The sequence below is a fragment of the Novosphingobium olei genome, assembly GCF_037076535.1.
Taxonomy (GTDB): Bacteria; Pseudomonadota; Alphaproteobacteria; order Sphingomonadales; family Sphingomonadaceae; genus Novosphingobium; species Novosphingobium olei.
In genome coordinates this window covers 299,068-315,919 of the sequence record NZ_AP029021.1, presented here as the reverse complement: position 1 = coordinate 315,919, position 16,852 = coordinate 299,068, and the positions used below count along the sequence as shown (strand labels likewise).

Sequence of the window (16,852 nt, the reverse complement as noted above, 5' to 3'; positions counted from 1 at the left end):
CGGTTCAATCCGCGGCGAGGCGATAGCCGGCGCCGCGCACCGTATGGAACAGGCCAACTTCCTCGCCATCGTCGATCTTGCGGCGCAGGCGGCTGATGTGCACGTCGATGACGTTGGTGCCTGGATCGAAGTGATAGTCCCACACCGATTCGAGCAGCATCGTGCGCGTCACCACCTCGCCTTGATGGAGCATGAGGTATTCGAGCAGGCGGAACTCGCGCGGCTGCAGCGCGATCTTGCGCGTGCCACGCTTGACCTGCCGGGTCAGCCGGTCGAGTTCGAGGTCGCCACAGCGCAGCGCGGTTTCCTGCACCTTCTGCTGGTGCGCGCCACGCCGCATCAGCGCCTGCACCCGGGCGAGCAGCTCGGCGAACGAGAACGGCTTGCCCAGATAGTCGTCGGCGCCGGCGTTCAACCCCGCGATGCGATCATCGGTGCTGCCTTGTGCCGATAGCATCAGCACCGGTGTCGCGACCTCTGCCGCCCGCAGCGCGCGCAGCACCGCAAGGCCGTCCATCGCGGGAAGCATCTTGTCGAGCACGATCACGTCGAACTGGCTGTCGGTCGCCAGGAACAGGCCATCGCGGCCGTTGTCCGCGCGATCCACCGCGAAGCCCTGTTCGGAAAACCCTTGAGCAACGTAGTCGCTGATCTTCGGATCATCCTCGACCAGCAATATTCGTCCGCTCATGAATCATCCCTTGTCGATCGTTTCGATCGGGGGACTTTATCGCGGAACGCGCAGATCGCCAGCCCGGTCCTTCAGAACGGATGCGCTCCGCCCCCGGGGCCACCGGGACCGCCCGGACCTGCGGGCGCGCTTCCAGGGCCACCCGACATGGTGACCGGCGCGCCCGAAGGAATGCTGCCCGGCACACCGCCGGTATAGCCATAGCCCTGCGGCAGGGCCGGGCCCATCTGGCCACGGCTGCCAAGCGCCGGCGCGGCGCCTTCGGCGCTGGGTCCGGCAACCGGGCCGACCGGCTTGGCCGGGTCTGCCGCAGCAAGCGCCGATGGCTGGGCTGGTTCCTCGAGCGGAGCCAGCGGGGTTTCCGGAGTCGCGGCGTCGTTGCCGGGCGCGCTGCTGGTGCCGGCCGGCGTTGCAGCCTGACGGTTGGTGCCACGCGCCGTCGGGACAGGGGCGGCTGCCCCCAGGGCAACCTGCTGCGCCGGGGCGACCGTAACCGGCGCACCCGCGATCGGCGCGGCCGCGACCTGCGATGAATCGGCGACGGCAACGTCTGCATTGACGCCAGCGCCTGCCTGCGGATTGGGCAGCCCGACCAGCGCGATCGCGGCAAGGCTTGCGGCCAGCGCGGCGCCCACACCGACCTGCCAACGCGCCACGCGTCGCGCCGGGGCGCGCACCGGCGTCACCTCGGCCGACGGGCGCAGCGGCGGCAGCGCTTCGCGTGGCCGCAACACGGCAACGGGTTCAGCGGGCAGCTGCGGCAAGCGCACGACTTCGGCGGTGATCCGCGCGGCAAGCCCGGCGGGCACGGCGGGTGTTCCAAGCAGGTCGAGCGCCCGGTCCAGCCCGGCTTCGGCAAGCTGTGGTGAAGATGGCGGGGTGCGCTTCACGCGGCGTGGCCCGCCGAAACGAGATCGACGCAACGCACGTCGCGCTTCTCGAGAAGGTCGCGCATGTGCCGACGCGCACGGAAAAGCAGCGACTCCATGGCCTTGATATTCAGCTCCAGGACTTCGGCGGCAAGCGCGTTCGACATGCCTTCGTAATAACACAGAACCAGCGCCGCGCGATAGCGTTCGGGCAGGCCCGCCAGTATCTGCGCGACTTCGCTGCGCGCCTGCTGGGCCACCATCGCTTCGTCGGCGAGCGGGCTGGTGTCGACCTGTTCGGGAAGCTCGGGCGTCAGCACCACGCGGAAGCGGCGCTTCCGATCGAAGCACAGGTTCATCGTCACCCGATGAAGCCAGCCAACCAGCCCGGCCCCGCTCGGCTGCCAGCGCCGCGCCTGCTGCCACACCCGGGCGAAGGCCTCCTGGACGACATCCTCGGATTCCTGCGGATCGCCCAGCATGCGGATCGCGACACGATAGAGCGTGCTCGCGTGCCGATCGACGATCAGCGCGAAGGCGGCGGCATCACCGTCGGCCACGCGGGTCATCAGCGCGGTATCGTCAAGCTCGGCTCGCGGGCCGGCCGGCCGCTGTTCGTTCTTGGCCGAAGCGCCGGTGGGTGGCGGCGCCAGGCCGTCGGTCGGGAACAGGCCTTCGCCGACCAGGTCAGCGTGGCGCTGGATATCGCCGTGAAGCATCATGCAGCGGTTCTCTGGCAGTGGCGCATGAGGGAATCTCCGTAGCAGTCCCCTTGCTTGAAGGCTTGCTGGCCCTTGGCGCCTGAACCGAAAATTTACGAAGCAGTCAGGCCCCCGCAATTTTTTTGCAGGGTGGTCGAAGGGGGCCATGTGGCCGCCACGTTGTGGCATGCGGAAGTCGTGCGGCACCGCCCCCGGACCAGCCGTGCGGCTTCCACCTCTTGTTTTGCGCACTTCGCAAAGTCCCCGCGGGGTGTGCTGACGAAACAACTGGGCCTGCGCACCCGTCTCCAGACCAGTGCGCAGGCTCTTCTTCGGATGGATAAATGATGCAGCGCCTTCGTCACGACTGTTTCCTCTCCTCGACCGCCGCGCGCGCGATGATCGCCGCCGCGCTGGTTCCTGCAGGCCTGGCGGCAGCCGCCCCGGCGATGGCCGACACCACTGTTTCGAGCACCTCCACCACCCCGCTGGCCACCTCCACCGCCGGCAACATCACGGTCGCCAGCGGCGGCAACCTGAAGGTTGCGAGCGGCGCTGCAGCCACGGTCGATTCGGTCAACACCATCACTGTCGCCAGCGGCGGCACGATCACCGCCGGCACCGTCGACAACGCCACCGGCATCTTCATCGCGCCGGTTTCGACCACGATCGACAACAGCGGCACGATCACCGTCACCCAGACCTATTCGGTGCCAGATGCGGACAGCAACAGCATCGCCGACGGGCCGCTGGCCACCGTCTCGAACCGCTATGGCATCCACGTCGCCTCGGGCGGCACGCTCACCGGCTCGATCAGCAGCAGCGGCACGATCACGGTCGATGGCCTCGATTCGGCGGGCATCGCCGTGGATTCGACGCTGAACGGCAGCCTGACCCACACCGGCACCATCACCATCGTCGGCGACGACAGCGTCGGCATTCGCACTGCAGCGGTCACCGGCAACCTGTCGGTCGGCGGCACGATCTCGGTCGTGGGCCAGGGCGCGCAAGTGCTCGATGTCGCCGGCGACGTCGGCGGCCTGCTCAAGATCAACGGCACGCTGCGCCAGTCGACCAGCCTGACCACCGACGGCGGCTCCACGCTCACCCTGTCGCGCAGCGCGCTGCAAAGCGGCGTCGCGGCGGTGGAAGTCAGCGGCAACGTCGCGGGCGGCATCTGGGTCTATGCGCCGGCCAGCACCTCGTCCTCCGACCAGACCAGCGGCTCGATCATCTCCTATGGCAACAGCCCGGCCCTGCTGATCGGCGGCACCAGCGACACGACCATCGGCGGCGTCGCTGCGAACCTTGGCACCTTCTCGCTCGCCATCGACGGTTCGGTCGCGGCGTCCTCGTACTATTCCTCGACCAACGCGCGCGGCGTGGTCATCGGCGGCCAGGGCGGCAACGTCACCCTGACCAACGGCATCGGCGTCAGCGGCTCGATCACCGCGACCACGGTCGATTCCTCGGCCATCGCGCTGCTGATCAATTCGGGCTCGACGGTCACCAGCCTGACCAACGACGGCACGATCAAGGCGGTGATCAGCTCACCGGGGATCGGCGAATCCTACGCCATCCGCGATCTGTCGGGCACGCTATCGACGATCAAGAACACCGGCGACATCACCGTCACCGGATCGAGCGAGGACAAGCTCGCCGCGATCGACCTTTCGGCCAATACTTCGGGCGTGACGATCACCCAGTCGCTCAACTCTACGGATGCCGCCAGCCAGACCACGGACAAGGCTGCGAGCGGCTATAACGTCGACACCGCGACCGTCTACACCACGATCACCGGCAACATCTATACCGGCTCCGGCAACGACACGCTGGACATCGAAAGTGGCAAGGTGACGGGCAACGCCTACCTCGGCGCAGGCAACGACACGGTGAAGCTGGCTGACGATTCCAAGTGGATAGGCAACATCGACTTCGGCACCGGCACCGGCACGCTGACGATGGTCGGCAATTCACGCTTTACCGGCAACCTCGTTGCCAACGACCAGCTCGTCACCGCCACTTTGTCGGACGGCGCGCGCTGGCTGGGTTCGGTCACCGGCGGTTCGCAGCTTACGGTGAACGTCAACAGCGGCACGTTCGGCGCCAACGCCACCGGCACCACCACGATCCACGCGCTGAACGTCGGCGCGAACGGCATTCTGCGCGTCTATGTCGATGGCGATACCGGCACCAGCTCGAAGCTCGTGACCGACACCGCGACGTTTACCAGCGGCGCCAAGGTTTCGGCCACGGTCTCCTCGCTTGCCGAGGCTGAAGGCACTTACACCGTGCTCAGCGCAGGCACGCTTACCGGGGCCAGCAACATCGCCAGCTCGGCACTCGATCTGCCAGTGCTCTACAACGGCACGTTGACGCAGCAGAACAATGACCTGCTGCTGACCATCTCGCGCAAGACCGCAGACCAGCTCGGCCTCAACGCCGCGCAGGCCTCCGCCTACGGCGCGATCCTCAATACTGCCGTGGAATACTCCGCATTGCAGGCAAGCCTGCTCGAAGTGTCCGACGTCGATGCGCTCAAGAGCCAGTTCGCGCAGCTGCTGCCCGTGTTCAACGGCGGCGCCTTCGATCTCGTCACCCGCGCCTCGCGCCTTGGCGCGCAGCACGTCACCGATGATTCCTCGATCTTCACGATCAGCGACTTCGGCGGCTGGCTCGAACCGATCTACTACCGCGGCACCCGCCAGGCAGACGCCACCGGATCGGGCTTCAAGACCGACGGCTTCGGCATCTCGCTCGGTCTCGAACGCCATCTGGGCTTCGGCAATGTCGGTGCATCGTTCCTGTATTTCTCGGGGAATGCCAAGACCGGCGATTACCAGACGGTGAAGGGCACCAGCTACGAACTCGGCCTGTTCTGGCGCCTCGCCAAGGGCCCGTTCTACGCCTTCGCCCGCGGCAGCATCGCCAAGAACAGCTTCAAGGCCACCCGCGACTTCACCGGCACGACTTCGGGCACCGATTTCAGCTACAGCACCAGCGGCGACTGGAAGGGCTGGCTCGCCTCGGCGAGCGGCGGCGCATCGTACAAGTTCGACGTCGGCAGCGGCTTCGCGCTCAAGCCCAAGGCGACGATCGAATACTACCGCCTGCACGAAAACAACTACACCGAGACCGGCAGCGAAGCGATGGCGCTCATCGTCGCGGGCCGCAATTCGAGTGTGGTCAACGCCAATACCACGCTGGTCGCATCGTGGAGCGCGGGTGCATCGAGCTATGAAGGCCGTCCGTTCACGGTCGAGCTGGAAGGCGGCCGCCGCAGCCACCTCGCTGGCGAACTGGGCAAGCTCACCGCCGAAACCGTCACCGGCGACAGCTACACGCTGACGCCTGAAAACCTGAAGTCGGCCTGGATCGGCTCGCTCAGCATCCTCCAGGGTGGGCTGGACTACACCTGGAAGCTGTCGGGCGGTGCGGAAAAGATTCAGGGCGGCGGCATGGCCTATTCGGCCCGCGCCTCGTTCAGCATCGCGATGTAACCGGAAAGCCCCCAAGGGTCGCGTCAAGGGCGGTACCTCCCCCGGGGAGGCGCCGCCCTTTTCGCGTCAGGCGTAAGGCTGCAGCAGGTCGCGATACTGCCGGGGCTGGCTGCGCAGGTACTGGCTCGGCGCCGCAACCTGCGCGCCCAGCTCTGCCGCCACGTGCCATGGCCAGTGCGGATCGTAGAGGATCGTCCGCGCCACCGCGACGAGATCGGCATCGCCCGTCGCGACGATCGCTTCGGCCTGCTGTGCTTCGGTGATCAGGCCCACGGCGACGACCGGGATCGAGACCGCCTGCTTCACCGCCCGCGCCAGCGGCACCTGGTAATTGGGGCCTACCGGGATCGCCTGCGCCGGATCGAGCCCCCCGCTCGAAACGTGGATGGCCGAAGCGCCACGTTCTTCCAGTGCGCGGGCGAAGACCACCGTCTGCGCTTCGTCCCATCCGCCATCGACCCAGTCGCTGCCCGACACGCGCACGCTGACCGGGCGCTCCTTGGGGAAGGCTGCCCGCACCGCATCGAACACTTCCAGCGGGAAGCGCATGCGGTTTTCCAGGCTGCCGCCATATTCGTCGGTCCGCTGGTTCGAAATGGGCGAAAGGAACTGGTGCAGCAGATACCCGTGCGCGGCATGGATCTGGACCGCATCGAGCCCCAGCCGCGCCGCCCGGCGGGCCGAGGCGGCAAAGGCATCGCGGATTTCGGCCAGCCCGGCTGCATCGAGCGCCACCGGCGCATGGTCGCCCGGCGTATAGGGGACGCCCGAGGGGGCCACGGTCTGCCAGCCATTGGGGGCATCGGGCGCGATCTGCTTGCCGCCGTCCCATGGCCGCGCGGTGGAGGCCTTGCGCCCGGCGTGGGCCAGCTGGATGGCGATCGGCATGGGCGAATGGCGACGCACCGTTTCCAGCACGCGGGCCATCGCGGCCTCGGTCTCGTCGTCCCACAACCCGACGTCGGCATCGCTGATGCGCCCTTCGGGCAGCACGGCCGTCGCCTCGATGGTCAGCAGTCCCGCGCCGGACAGGACAAGGCTGCCAAGGTGGATCGCGTGCCAATCGGTCATCCGCCCGTCTTCGGCGGAATACTGGCACATCGGCGCAATGACGATACGGTTGGCGAGCGTCAGCCCGTCAATGGTGATGGGCTCGAACAGCTTGGGCTTGGACATTCGCGGCAAACTCCCGGAGAGGACCGAACGTTCCACCACATGGGGTGCATCCCGCGCGTTACAGCACCCCGGCCGGATCAATCCTTCTTGAAGGCGGCAAACCAGGGCTTCATCCGCGCGATGGCCTCCTCGATCAGCGCGGTCGAAACGGCAAAGCTCATGCGGAAGAAGCGGCGGCCTTCCACGGGATCGAAGTCGATCCCCGGCGCGGTGCACACGCCGGTATCGCGCAGCAGCTTCTCGCAGAAGGCCAGGCTGTCGTCGGTCAGGTGGCCGATGTCCGCCCAGATGTAGAACGCCCCGTCCGGCGGCGCGATGCGCTTGAGGCCAAGCTCGGGCAGCGCCGCCAGCAGCAGGTCGCGATTGCGCGCATATGTTGCCACGTGGCCTTCCAGCTCGTCGCGGCAGTCGAATGCCACCAGCCCGGCGTGCTGTGCCAGCGATGGCGGCGTCAGGAACAGGTTGCCCATCCGCGCCATGGCCTGCGTGATCAATGCCGGCGGCACGATCAGCCAGCCCAGCCTCCAGCCCGCCATGCTGAAATACTTGGAGAAGCTGTTGACGATCAGCGCTTCGGGATCGAGCGCGGCCACCGACAGCGCCGGCTCGCGATAGGTGATGCCGTGGTAGATCTCGTCCGACACCACGCGGATGCCCCGCGCCTTGCACACGGCCAGGATGCGGCCAAGCTCGTCGGCCTCGATCACCGTGCCGGTAGGGTTGGCGGGGCTCGCCAGGATCACCCCGTCGGGCGCCGGATCGAGCGCTTCGAGCGCGGCGGCGGTGATCTGGTAGCGTTCGTCCGGGCCGCAAGGCAGCTCCACCGGCTCCATGAACAGCGCGTGCAGGTTGTTGCGATAGGCGACGTAGCCCGGCCGCGCGATGGTCACCCGCGCCCCCGGATCGAACAGCAGCGACAGCGCCATCACCAGCGCGGGCGAAGCGCCGTTGGTCAGGATCACCTGCTCGGGCGCGATCGTCGCGCCGCACGTCTCGGCATAGTGCCGCGCGATCCGCGCCTTCAGCCCGTCGCTCTGCCAATACCCCATCGGATCGACGTCGAGCACGCGGTGCGCGGCAGCAATGGCCGCCGCCGGTGCGCCGGTCGAAGGCTGGCCGAATTCCATGTGAATCACCTCGCGCCCCTCGGCCTTCAGCCGGTGGGCGATGGTGGAGATCGAAATGGCGTGAAACGGTTCGAGTATCGCGGGCATGCGCGCTCCTAGCATCTGGGCGGCAAGGTTCAAATCCGCGACGGATGGCGCCGGCTTACTTACTCAAGTGATTGACAGGCAGGCGCGACCGTGTCCCAATGCCGCACAGACGCCGGCTCGAACCAGGCGCATCAAGGAGAGGTCCATGTCTGCTGATTCCCACCCGGCGACGCCACCACCGTCGACCGCCATCGCTGCCGCCATCACCTTTGCCGCGGTCGTCCTGCTCGCCGGCTTCATCGCGCTGGGCACCGCGCTGCACCTGCAGCCGCTCTATGCCGGCTTCACCCTGCTGTGGTTCTGGTCGAGCGTCGACATGAGCGATCTCAAGAAGCTGCCCGCCGCCGTGATCGGTGCGCTGTGCGGCACCGCCACCAGCTACCTCGTCCAGTTCGGCACCGTCACCGGCAACACCGGCCTCGTGCTGCTGGCGCTCGGCATCATCATCGTCGCGCTGTTCATGGTCATCGCCCAGCGCCTGCCGTTATTCTTCAACGCCAGCTACATGCTGTTCGTCACCGTGATGAACGCCCCGCTCATCCAGGCGGGCGAGAATTTCGCCAACGTCTTCGCCTCGATCGCGCTTTCGGCGCTCTATTTCGGCGGCATCTTCTTCATCGGTGCCCGGATCATGGCGAGCCGCGCCGCACGCGTCGCCGCCGCCGCCTGATCATATCTGCCATCCGGACCGGGCGGGAGCGCTGCTTCCGCCCGGTCTTTTGCGACGAAAGACCACCTGCCCCATGCTGCTCTACGATCATCCCTTTTCCCCCTATGGCCAGAAGGTGCGCATCATGCTGCGCGAAAAGGGACTGGCCTTCACGCAGAGCCTGCCGACCGGCATCGGTGCGGGCAACAACGACGATTACGCCCGCCACAACCCGCGGATGGAGGTGCCCGCGCTCGTCGTCGGCGATGCGCACACGCTCTACGATTCAAGCGTGATCCTCGAATATCTCGAAGACGCGCACCCCTCGCCCGCGCTGCGCCCGGCCGATCCGCTCGAACGCGCGCGTTGCCGGATGATCGAGGAGGTCTGCGACACGCATTACGAAGCGATCAACTGGGGCCTGGGCGAAGTGCGCTTCTTCGGTCGCGGGGCCGACCGGGTCGACGATTTCCGCGCCGTGGCGCAGAAGGAGACCGCGCAGTTGCAGGCCTGGCTGTCGGGCCACCTGAGCGCCAGCGGCTGGCTTTCCGGCGCGGACTTCGGCTGGGCCGATCTCTGTGCCGCACCCTACGTGATGATGTCGGGCATCTTCGGCTTCGCGCCCGAACGCGGCACGCCGCTGTCCGACTGGCTCGAACGCGTCCGCCAGCGCCCTTCGGTGGAAGCGACCTTTGCCGAAGCGAAGACCCAAGTCGAACCGATGGGCCACGTCGCCGCCCTGCTCGATGCCGGCCTGTTCAAGCGACAGTACCGCGATCACCGGCTCGAATGGATGATCCGCGCCGGCGGCATCGACGTGGTGACGCAGGGCCTTGCCAAGGACAATATCCGCTTCACCGATCTCGCCCGCTTCGCCGGCTGACCCTTATCCTCCCAGCGCGCGGTGGCACCCCAGCACCGCGCGCGCCACTTCGACTTGCGCATCGCGCACGGCATCTACCCCGTCCAGCCGCACCGCTTGCGCCGCGCGCAGCTGGTCGCGGCTGATCTCGCCCACCTTGAACGCCTTGCCCGCGCGCTCTGCCGCCCGCGCCAGCGCCGCCGCCTGATCTTCGCGTGCGGCCAACGCAGCGCGTGCGGTGGCAAGGCGCGCGAACGCGCTTTCGACCTGCTCCCCTGCGCGCAGCACCGATCCGCGATAGGTCGCCAGCGCTTCCTTCTCCGCCCCCTTGGCGCGCCTGATCTCGGCATCCACCCTGCCGAAGTCGAACAAGCGCCAGCGCAGGCCGACCGCGCCTTGTGCCGTCGCCGAATCGCCCGTGCCGAAGCTCGCCAGCGAATTGGTCGCAAAGCCAAGCAGGCCCGACAGGCTGATCTTGGGCCAGTATTCGCCCAGCGCCTGGCCCACCCGCGCATGGCTCGCGCGCAGCTTGGCTTCGGCCACCACCAGATCCGGCCTTCGCCGCAACAGGTCGGACGGCACGCCCGCCGCAGGGTCCGCCGCCGTGGGGATCGCGCCCGCCTGCGCCAGCTCGGGAAGATCCGCCGAAGCAGGCTTGCCGACGAGGATCGCCAGCCGTCCCTTGGCCACGGCCACCCCGCCGCGCACCTGCGGCACCAGCGCGTCGATCACCGCCAGCGTCGCGGTGGGCTCTTCCAGCGCATTCGCCGCCGCTTCGCCCGTCGCCACGCGCCTGCGCATGATCTCGAGCCGCTCGGCCAGGATCGCGCGCCGCGCCTCCAGCGCTGAAAGCTGCGCCTCGCTGCCCCGCAGGCCGAGGTAGGTGTCGACCACATCGCCCACCACCGCCAGCCGGGCCGCATCCGTTCCCGCCTGCGCCGCGACGAGATCGGCCAGCGCCGCCTCGCGCCCGCGCCGCAACTCGCCGGCAAAGTCCACGTCCCAGCCCGCCTCGATCGCCGCCGCCGCGCGGTCCTGCGTCCGCCCGAACCCCGGCACATAGCGCGCCAGCCGACCCAGCCCGTCCTCGAGCGACTGCTGCGAGCGCGCGAGCGATCCGGTCACGTTGGCCGATGGCAACTGGCTCGCCTTGGCCATCCCCGCCGCTGCGCGCGCCTGCTCCACCCGCGCCAGCGCCACGTCGATGTCCGGGTTGGCGACGAGCGCCTGCTCCACCAGCGCATCGAGCGCGGAGTCGCCGAAGCTTTTCCACCACGCCCCCGGCGCCGGGCGAGGCGTTGCCGCCGCCGCCTTCCACGCATCGGCCACCGGCAGGCTCGGCGCGCGATAGGCGCTGCCTGCCGCACAACCCGCCAGCAGCAGCGGCGCCACGAACACCAGCCGCTTCATGCCAGGGCCTCCTTCGTGCTGATCACCGGCTTTCGCCTGCGCTCCGCCCTTTCGGCCAGCAGCAGGTACATCACCGGCGTGGCGATGCGCGCCAGCAGGGTGGAGGTGATCAGGCCGCCGATCATCGCGATTGCCATCGGCGCGTTGAGCCCGTTGCCTTCCACTGCCAGCGGCAGCAGCCCGCCGATCGCGGTGATGGATGTCAGCAGCACCGGCAGGAAGCGCAGCTCGCCCGCCTTCTCCACCGCCGCGCGGATCTGCATGCCGTCGCGCCGCAGCTGTTCGGTGAAATCGACCAGCAGGATCGAATTCTTGATCTCGATCCCCACCAGCGCGATCAGCCCGATCGAGGCGGTGAACGACAGGCTGTGCCCGGTCAGCCACAGCGCCGCCACCGCGCCGAAGAAGCCCAGCGGCACCACGCCCGCGATCACCACCACGTTGCGGAACGTCCCGAATTCCAGCACCAGCACGGCCAGAATACCCACCGTCGCCACCACAACCGCCGGCAGCAGCCCGCCAAAGCTGCGCGCCTGCGCCTCGGCCTCGCCCGCCACCTTGAACGCATAGCCCGGCGGCAGCACCAGCTTGCGCTTGAGCGTGTCGATCGTCGCACTTGAAGCCCGGCTCGAAAGCACGCCGTCCTTGACATAGGCGGTCAGCGTTACCGCGCGTTCGCGCTGCACCCGCTCGATCTGCGCCACGCCCGATTGCAGCCGCACGGTGGCGAGCGCGGACAAGGGAATGCTTCCGCCGCTGGCCCCCGTCACGAACACGCGGTCGAGCGCCGAAATCTCGTTGCGGCCCTGCATCGGCAGGCGCACCGTCACGGGATAATCGTCGCCGTCCCGGTCGCGCAGCACCGCCGGATTGGCGCCGCCCAGCGCCACCTGCACCGCCTGGCGCAGCGCACCCGCCGCCACGCCGAGCGACCTTGCCCGCGCTTCGTCCACGTCGAGCACCACGTCGGTCCGGGCTGCGCGCACCGGGTTGGCCACGTCGCGCAGCTCGGGCATCGCGCGCATCAGCTCTTCGCCCCGGTCGGCCAGCCGCCGCAGCGTGTCGATGTCGGGGCCGACGATGCGCACCGCGATCGGCGCTTCGATCGGTGGCCCCTGCTGGAAGTTGACCAGCTTGATCCGCGCGCCCGCCATCTGCGCGAACTTCGCGCGCAGCCGGTCCTGCAACGCCGGGCTGGTGCGCGGGTCCCATTCCTTCAGCGCCACCTGCACTTCGGCGGTTGCCGGGTCCTCCGGCGTCGGCAGCGCGTTATAATAGAGCCGCGGCCCTCCGCGACCCACGCTCGCCACGGTCCAGGCGACGTCACGCTCGACGCGCACCGCCTGTTCGACCTGCCGCACCAGCGCGTCGGTCGTCGCGAGCGCGGTGCCGCGCGGCATCTCGATCTTGATCGAAAATTGCGGCAGCTCGGCCGGCGGGAACAGGCTGGTCCCGATGCCCATCACCAGCGGCACCGACAGCAGCGACACGCCCAGCACGATCGCCAGCGCCATCCTCGGCGCTTCGAGCGCGCGGTGCAGCACCGGGGCATAGACCCGCTCGATCCCCGTGGTCATTGCCCGCAGCATCGGATTGCCGTGGGCATCGCCATTGCGCGGCAGCAGCCGGCTGGCCGCAAAGGGCATCAGCGTCATCGCCACGATCAGTGACCCCAGCACGGTTCCCAGCACTGCGATGGGCAGCGAACGGATGAACGATCCCGCCGCCTCTGGCAGCGCCACCAGCGGCAGGAACGCGAACATCAGGCACGCGGTGCAACCCAGCACCGCCAGCGCGATCTGCTGCGTCGCCGCAATCGCCGCAGTCATCCGGTCGGCGCCGTCGCGCAGCCAGCGCGCCACGTTCTCGATCACCACGATGGCATCGTCGACCAGCAGGCCAAGCGAAATGACGAAGCCCGAAATCGCCATCTGGTTCAGCCCCACCCCGGTCATGGCGAGAATGCCCATGCCGATCAGCAACGACACGGGGATGGAGATCATCACCACCCCCGCCGCGCGCCAGCCCAGCGGCAGCAGCGTGAACGCCACGATCACGAAGGCGAGCAGGAAGTCCCGCGTCAACGCACCCAGCCGATGGCGCACGTTGTCCGCCTGGACGAAGCCGATCTGCATCCGGACGCTGCCGGGCAAGGTCATGCGGAAGCGGTCGACTTCGCCGCGCACGGCATCGGTCAGGCGGCGGACGTCCTGCCCGTCGGCCTGCTCGGCGGTGACCAGCAGCGCACGCTGCCCATTGAAGCGTACGATCTGCGTCGGTTCGCGCTGCGCCCATTCGACTTGCGCCACATCGCCCACCAGCACCGGCCGCCCGCCATCGACCCGCACTGGCTGCGCGCGCACGGCGGCAAGGTCGGGATAGGTCCCGGCATAGCGCACGTTGAACCGCCGGTTTCCGGCATTGACCGTACCGATGGGCGTGTCCGCACCGCCCGCGCGCAATGCCTCGACCACCTGGCCCGGCGCGATGCCCAGCGCGGCCATCCGCGCGGTATCGAGCGCCACGCGCAGTTCGCTGGTCGGCGCGCCCAGCACTTCGGCCTTGCGAATGCCGGGAATGCGCGCCAGCGCATCGCGCAGATCCTGCCCCTGCTTTTCCAGCGCGCGCATCGGCAGGATGCGGCTGAGCAGGGCAACCTGCACGATCGGCACGCCCGTCGGCCGCGCCCGCTGCACCTCGAAGCGCACGATCCCGGCCGGCAACGTCGCGCGCAGCGCGTTCGCTTCGCGCACCACTTCATCGTACTTGCGCTCGGGATCGGTGCCCCAGACGTATTCGGCGTGGACCTGCACCACACCGTCGCCGCTGGTCGAACGCACCTCGCGCAGGCCGTCCAGCCCCGCCAGCGCGTCCTCGATCGGCTTGGTCACCTGCTGCTCGATGTCCGCAGGGGTTGCGCCCGGCAGCACGGCGATCACCGAATAGTTCGGAAAGTTGAGCTGCGGGTCCTCGGTCCGGGGGATCGAGAAGAACGCGTTCAGCCCCAGTGCGATCACCATCGCAAAGGCCAGCAGCGAAAACTGCCAGCGTTTGACCGCGAATTCGATGATCCGGTTCATTCGCCCGTCACCTGCACCGCCTCGCCCTCGCCGACGAAGCCCGCGCCTGCGGTGATGACCCGCGCCCCCGGGGCCAGGCCACCGATCCGCGCCATGCGGTCGTCGAACCCGGCAAAGCGCACTTCCACGCGATGCGCGCGGTTGCGCTGGTCGATCACGTAGACGAAGGCGCGCGTCCCCGCGGCATCGAGGATCGCCTCGGCCGGAACCAGTGCTTCGCTTGCCGCCGTCGGGGACTGCGCCGAAACCGGCGCGTCGAACCGTACCGAAGCGGACAGTCCGCTCGGCAAAGCACCCGCGCCATTCAGCGCCAGGTCGACCGCGACCGTGCCCGAGCGCGCATCGCTGGCAGCGCCGACGCGGATGACCCGCGCCGCGATCGCCCGCGCCAGCCCCGGCACCGTGACCTGCGCCATCGCACCGGGCCGTAGTCCAGCCGCACGCGCCGCCGGCAACTGGGCGGTGGCGATGATCGGCGAGGAGAGGTCCGCCACCATCGCCACCGCCTGGCCGCCCGCCACCGTCTCGCCGATCTCGGCGCGGCGGGCCAGGACGACGCCGGCAAACGGCATCGTCAGGGTTGCACTCGAAAGATCGTAGCGGGCCGCCGCCACGCCGGCGCGGGCCGCCGCCAGCGCATCGCGCGCGTCCCTGGCCTGCGCATCGGACACCGCGCCATCGGGGGCCAGCGTGGCATAGCGGGCCGCCGCGCGCGACAGGCGGTCTTCCTCGGCCTGCGCGCGCACCAGCGCCGCGCGCCACGGCGTCGCCTCGATCGCGGCGACAACCGCGCCCGCGCCCAGCCGGGCGCCTTCGCGCGGCGGGCTCGAAATCAGGCGCCCCGGCAGGCGGAAGGACAGCGTCGCCTCGCGCTCGCGGTGGATCGTCGCTGCAAAGCTCTCGCCCGGACTGCCGGTCGAAGCGGAGCCGCCGCTGCCGGCTGCACCGACGGCCACGGCGCGGACCGGGATCGGGGCGGCTGCGGTCGGCGCGGGCACATCTGCCTTGCCCCGATTCACCCCGATGGCCAGAACGCCAACTGTCGCAAGTCCTGCGACTATGGCTATGACCTGCCCCCTCCCCATTTCCCGAATCCCCCTATCCGTGATAGGCTATCTATGATAGGTTGCAATTTGCAATGTCAATCAGGTTCTGCCCCCGGTCACGAAATAGAAGCATGACGATCACCACCAATCCGACTGGCCCCGCCGCCAACGATCGTCGCAGCCGCGGCGGCGATCGGCGCGAACAGATTCTCGACGTGGCGCTGCAATTGTTCGCCCAGCACGGCATGGCGCAGGTCTCCACGCGCCAGATCGCGCAGGCGGTCGGCATTTCGCAGCCCTCGCTCTACGCCCACTTTGCCAGCGCGCATGAAATCTCGGCCGAACTGTGCCTGCGCGCCTTCGCCGGCCTTGCCGAAGCTTCACGCCGGGTGCTTGCCGAACCGGCCTCCCCCCGCGAACACTTCTACCGGCTGGGCCGTGCCTACATCGATTTCGGCCTGACCCACCCGGACATGTACCGCCTTGCCTTCATGCAGGAAACCGACCCGGCGGTGGCCGAACTGGTCCAGCAGGGCAAGGATCCGGTCCTCGCCGCCGGCCAGGGCGCGTTCGACATGCTGCGCGAAGTGCTGGCGCGCGTGCTCGGCCGAAGCACCGAAGAGATCGAGATCCAGGCCCAGTCGATCTGGGCCTCGGTCCACGGCCTCACCTCGTTGCTGATCGCCCGGCCGATGTTCCCCTGGGCCGATCGCGAAGCGCTGATCGCGCACCATCTCGAAGCGGTCTGCGCGCTCTACCAGCCGGATGCCGATCCTCGCTGACCGGACTTCCGCTCACCCGATCCCGCTCACCAAACGCCGGTTGACGCGCTTGTTGCATACGCAAGGATGGCCGCCCTGTCCTACATGCCCGTCATGGGTGTATCAGGGCGGCCATGATCGTCCGGAACATCAAGCGAAATCAATTCCATGGCGCCTTCCGGCGCCCTGGTGGCGCCGTGCCGCCCGGACAAGCACACTTCGCCCATTGTAGTCTGTCAACTTTGTCAACTTGGGGTGCCCGCCCCCTTCGGCCAGCCTTTCACCACAGGCCCTTTTTCTTGCCGCGCTTGCGCATCGTCCACCACATCTCCAGCCCGGTGATGCTCAGCACGATCAGGCTGATGCCGCACAGGACGCTGATGATCCGCCCGGTCCAGCCCGCGATGTAGCCGGCATGGATGTCCTGCAGCACGTTGTGGAAGTCCGGCTCGACCGGCGGCTGCGGTATCAGCTTGCCGCTCGCGGCGTCGATCTTCAGCATCGGGCTTCCCGGAGGCCCCCCGGCCCCGGCCTCGACGGTAACGGCAGGACCCGTCAGGTTGAGCGTGACCTGCGTCACCGGAATTTCGGGATGCGCCGCGATTACCGCACTGGTGCGGGCCATGATCGGACCGATCTCGCCGGCGGCGGGCATCGCTCAGCGCTTGGCAGCACTTCCCAATGTGCGCCTCGATCGAGACTTCGGGATTCGCCATATGATGCTCAATCGAGGCCATCGAGAGGGTATATCACCATGAATCGGCCTGACGATGCGCCGATTTTTCCACCGCTGTATTGGCGGATTTTTAGTTAGACAGAATATTAGACCGAGCGATCGAGCCTGATCGGCATGTCTAGCAGACCGCTTCAAGTTACTGTATTTTCGCAGGCTC

13 protein-coding genes are annotated in these 16,852 nt (G+C 68.3%); 4 read left to right on the top strand and 9 right to left on the bottom strand.

Annotated features, from left to right (window positions below; genetic code table 11):
- Positions 1-4: 4 nt before the first annotated feature.
- The 3 genes from AACH40_RS01525 to AACH40_RS01515 form a co-directional block, all read right to left on the bottom strand.
- Entirely contained in the window at positions 5-691 is a 687-nt protein-coding gene (locus AACH40_RS01525) for a response regulator transcription factor (protein WP_169494382.1), read from the bottom strand.
- A 71-nt stretch (positions 692-762) separates the two neighbouring features.
- The gene (locus AACH40_RS01520) at positions 763-1,581 is read right to left on the bottom strand and encodes a hypothetical protein (protein ID WP_338643917.1); all 819 of its coding nucleotides are present in this window, start codon (positions 1,579-1,581) and stop codon (positions 763-765) included.
- Entirely contained in the window at positions 1,578-2,282 is a 705-nt protein-coding gene (locus tag AACH40_RS01515) for an RNA polymerase sigma factor (RefSeq protein ID WP_338643916.1), read from the bottom strand. The genes AACH40_RS01520 and AACH40_RS01515 overlap by 4 nt, the downstream gene beginning before the upstream one ends.
- Positions 2,283-2,605: 323 nt before the next feature.
- On the opposite strand from AACH40_RS01515, the gene AACH40_RS01510 reads away from it, so the two are divergent.
- Complete coding sequence (locus AACH40_RS01510; RefSeq protein ID WP_338643915.1) at positions 2,606-5,761, top strand: autotransporter domain-containing protein; 3,156 nt, start codon at positions 2,606-2,608, stop codon at positions 5,759-5,761.
- Between the two features lie 66 nt (positions 5,762-5,827).
- Here AACH40_RS01510 and AACH40_RS01505 read toward each other — a convergent pair whose 3' ends face one another.
- Entirely contained in the window at positions 5,828-6,937 is a 1,110-nt protein-coding gene (locus tag AACH40_RS01505; protein ID WP_338643914.1) for an NADH:flavin oxidoreductase/NADH oxidase, read from the bottom strand.
- A 77-nt stretch (positions 6,938-7,014) separates the two neighbouring features.
- Positions 7,015-8,151 (bottom strand): pyridoxal phosphate-dependent aminotransferase, encoded by a 1,137-nt coding sequence (locus AACH40_RS01500; protein WP_338643913.1) that lies wholly within the window; start codon positions 8,149-8,151, stop codon positions 7,015-7,017.
- A gap of 145 nt (positions 8,152-8,296) precedes the next feature.
- On the opposite strand from AACH40_RS01500, the gene AACH40_RS01495 reads away from it, so the two are divergent.
- Positions 8,297-8,821: a hypothetical protein gene (locus tag AACH40_RS01495; protein ID WP_169494377.1), complete on the top strand. Its 525-nt coding sequence runs from the start codon at positions 8,297-8,299 to the stop codon at positions 8,819-8,821.
- Positions 8,822-8,894: 73 nt separating this feature from the next.
- Positions 8,895-9,683, top strand: coding sequence for a glutathione S-transferase family protein (locus tag AACH40_RS01490; protein ID WP_338643912.1), 789 nt, complete (start codon positions 8,895-8,897; stop codon positions 9,681-9,683).
- 3 nt (positions 9,684-9,686) lie between these two features.
- Here AACH40_RS01490 and AACH40_RS01485 read toward each other — a convergent pair whose 3' ends face one another.
- Genes AACH40_RS01485 through AACH40_RS01475 form a run of 3 tightly spaced genes read right to left on the bottom strand, consistent with a single transcriptional unit; the run spans position 9,687 to position 15,150 of the window.
- A complete protein-coding gene (locus AACH40_RS01485; RefSeq protein ID WP_338643911.1) occupies positions 9,687-11,072 on the bottom strand; it encodes an efflux transporter outer membrane subunit in 1,386 nt (461 codons plus the stop codon).
- Positions 11,069-14,152, bottom strand: a complete 3,084-nt coding sequence (locus tag AACH40_RS01480) for an efflux RND transporter permease subunit (protein ID WP_338643910.1) — start codon at positions 14,150-14,152, stop codon at positions 11,069-11,071. Before AACH40_RS01480 ends, AACH40_RS01485 begins: the two co-directional genes overlap by 4 nt.
- Positions 14,149-15,150: an efflux RND transporter periplasmic adaptor subunit gene (locus tag AACH40_RS01475; RefSeq protein ID WP_338643909.1), complete on the bottom strand. Its 1,002-nt coding sequence runs from the start codon at positions 15,148-15,150 to the stop codon at positions 14,149-14,151. The genes AACH40_RS01480 and AACH40_RS01475 overlap by 4 nt, the downstream gene beginning before the upstream one ends.
- Positions 15,151-15,329: 179 nt before the next feature.
- Here AACH40_RS01475 and AACH40_RS01470 point away from each other — a divergent pair, with 179 nt between their 5' ends.
- A complete protein-coding gene (locus AACH40_RS01470) occupies positions 15,330-15,980 on the top strand; it encodes a TetR/AcrR family transcriptional regulator (RefSeq protein WP_338643908.1) in 651 nt (216 codons plus the stop codon).
- 259 nt (positions 15,981-16,239) lie between these two features.
- Here AACH40_RS01470 and AACH40_RS01465 read toward each other — a convergent pair whose 3' ends face one another.
- Complete coding sequence (locus AACH40_RS01465) at positions 16,240-16,614, bottom strand: PepSY-associated TM helix domain-containing protein (protein WP_338643907.1); 375 nt, start codon at positions 16,612-16,614, stop codon at positions 16,240-16,242.
- Positions 16,615-16,852 lie beyond the last annotated feature (238 nt).

What these genes read in the sequence shown, in the direction of transcription:
- AACH40_RS01485 (WP_338643911.1), bottom strand. Translation starts at nt 11,072, where the DNA reads ATGAAGCGGCTGGTGTTCGTGGCGCCGCTGCTGCTGGCGGGTTGTGCG.
- AACH40_RS01480 (WP_338643910.1), bottom strand. Translation starts at nt 14,152, where the DNA reads ATGAACCGGATCATCGAATTCGCGGTCAAACGCTGGCAGTTTTCGCTG.
- AACH40_RS01470 (WP_338643908.1), top strand. Translation starts at nt 15,330, where the DNA reads ATGACGATCACCACCAATCCGACTGGCCCCGCCGCCAACGATCGTCGC.
- AACH40_RS01500 (WP_338643913.1), bottom strand. Translation starts at nt 8,151, where the DNA reads ATGCCCGCGATACTCGAACCGTTTCACGCCATTTCGATCTCCACCATC.
- AACH40_RS01495 (WP_169494377.1), top strand. Translation starts at nt 8,297, where the DNA reads ATGTCTGCTGATTCCCACCCGGCGACGCCACCACCGTCGACCGCCATC.
- AACH40_RS01490 (WP_338643912.1), top strand. Translation starts at nt 8,895, where the DNA reads ATGCTGCTCTACGATCATCCCTTTTCCCCCTATGGCCAGAAGGTGCGC.
- AACH40_RS01505 (WP_338643914.1), bottom strand. Translation starts at nt 6,937, where the DNA reads ATGTCCAAGCCCAAGCTGTTCGAGCCCATCACCATTGACGGGCTGACG.
- AACH40_RS01510 (WP_338643915.1), top strand. Translation starts at nt 2,606, where the DNA reads ATGATGCAGCGCCTTCGTCACGACTGTTTCCTCTCCTCGACCGCCGCG.
- AACH40_RS01465 (WP_338643907.1), bottom strand. Translation starts at nt 16,614, where the DNA reads ATGCCCGCCGCCGGCGAGATCGGTCCGATCATGGCCCGCACCAGTGCG.
- AACH40_RS01515 (WP_338643916.1), bottom strand. Translation starts at nt 2,282, where the DNA reads ATGATGCTTCACGGCGATATCCAGCGCCACGCTGACCTGGTCGGCGAA.
- AACH40_RS01525 (WP_169494382.1), bottom strand. Translation starts at nt 691, where the DNA reads ATGAGCGGACGAATATTGCTGGTCGAGGATGATCCGAAGATCAGCGAC.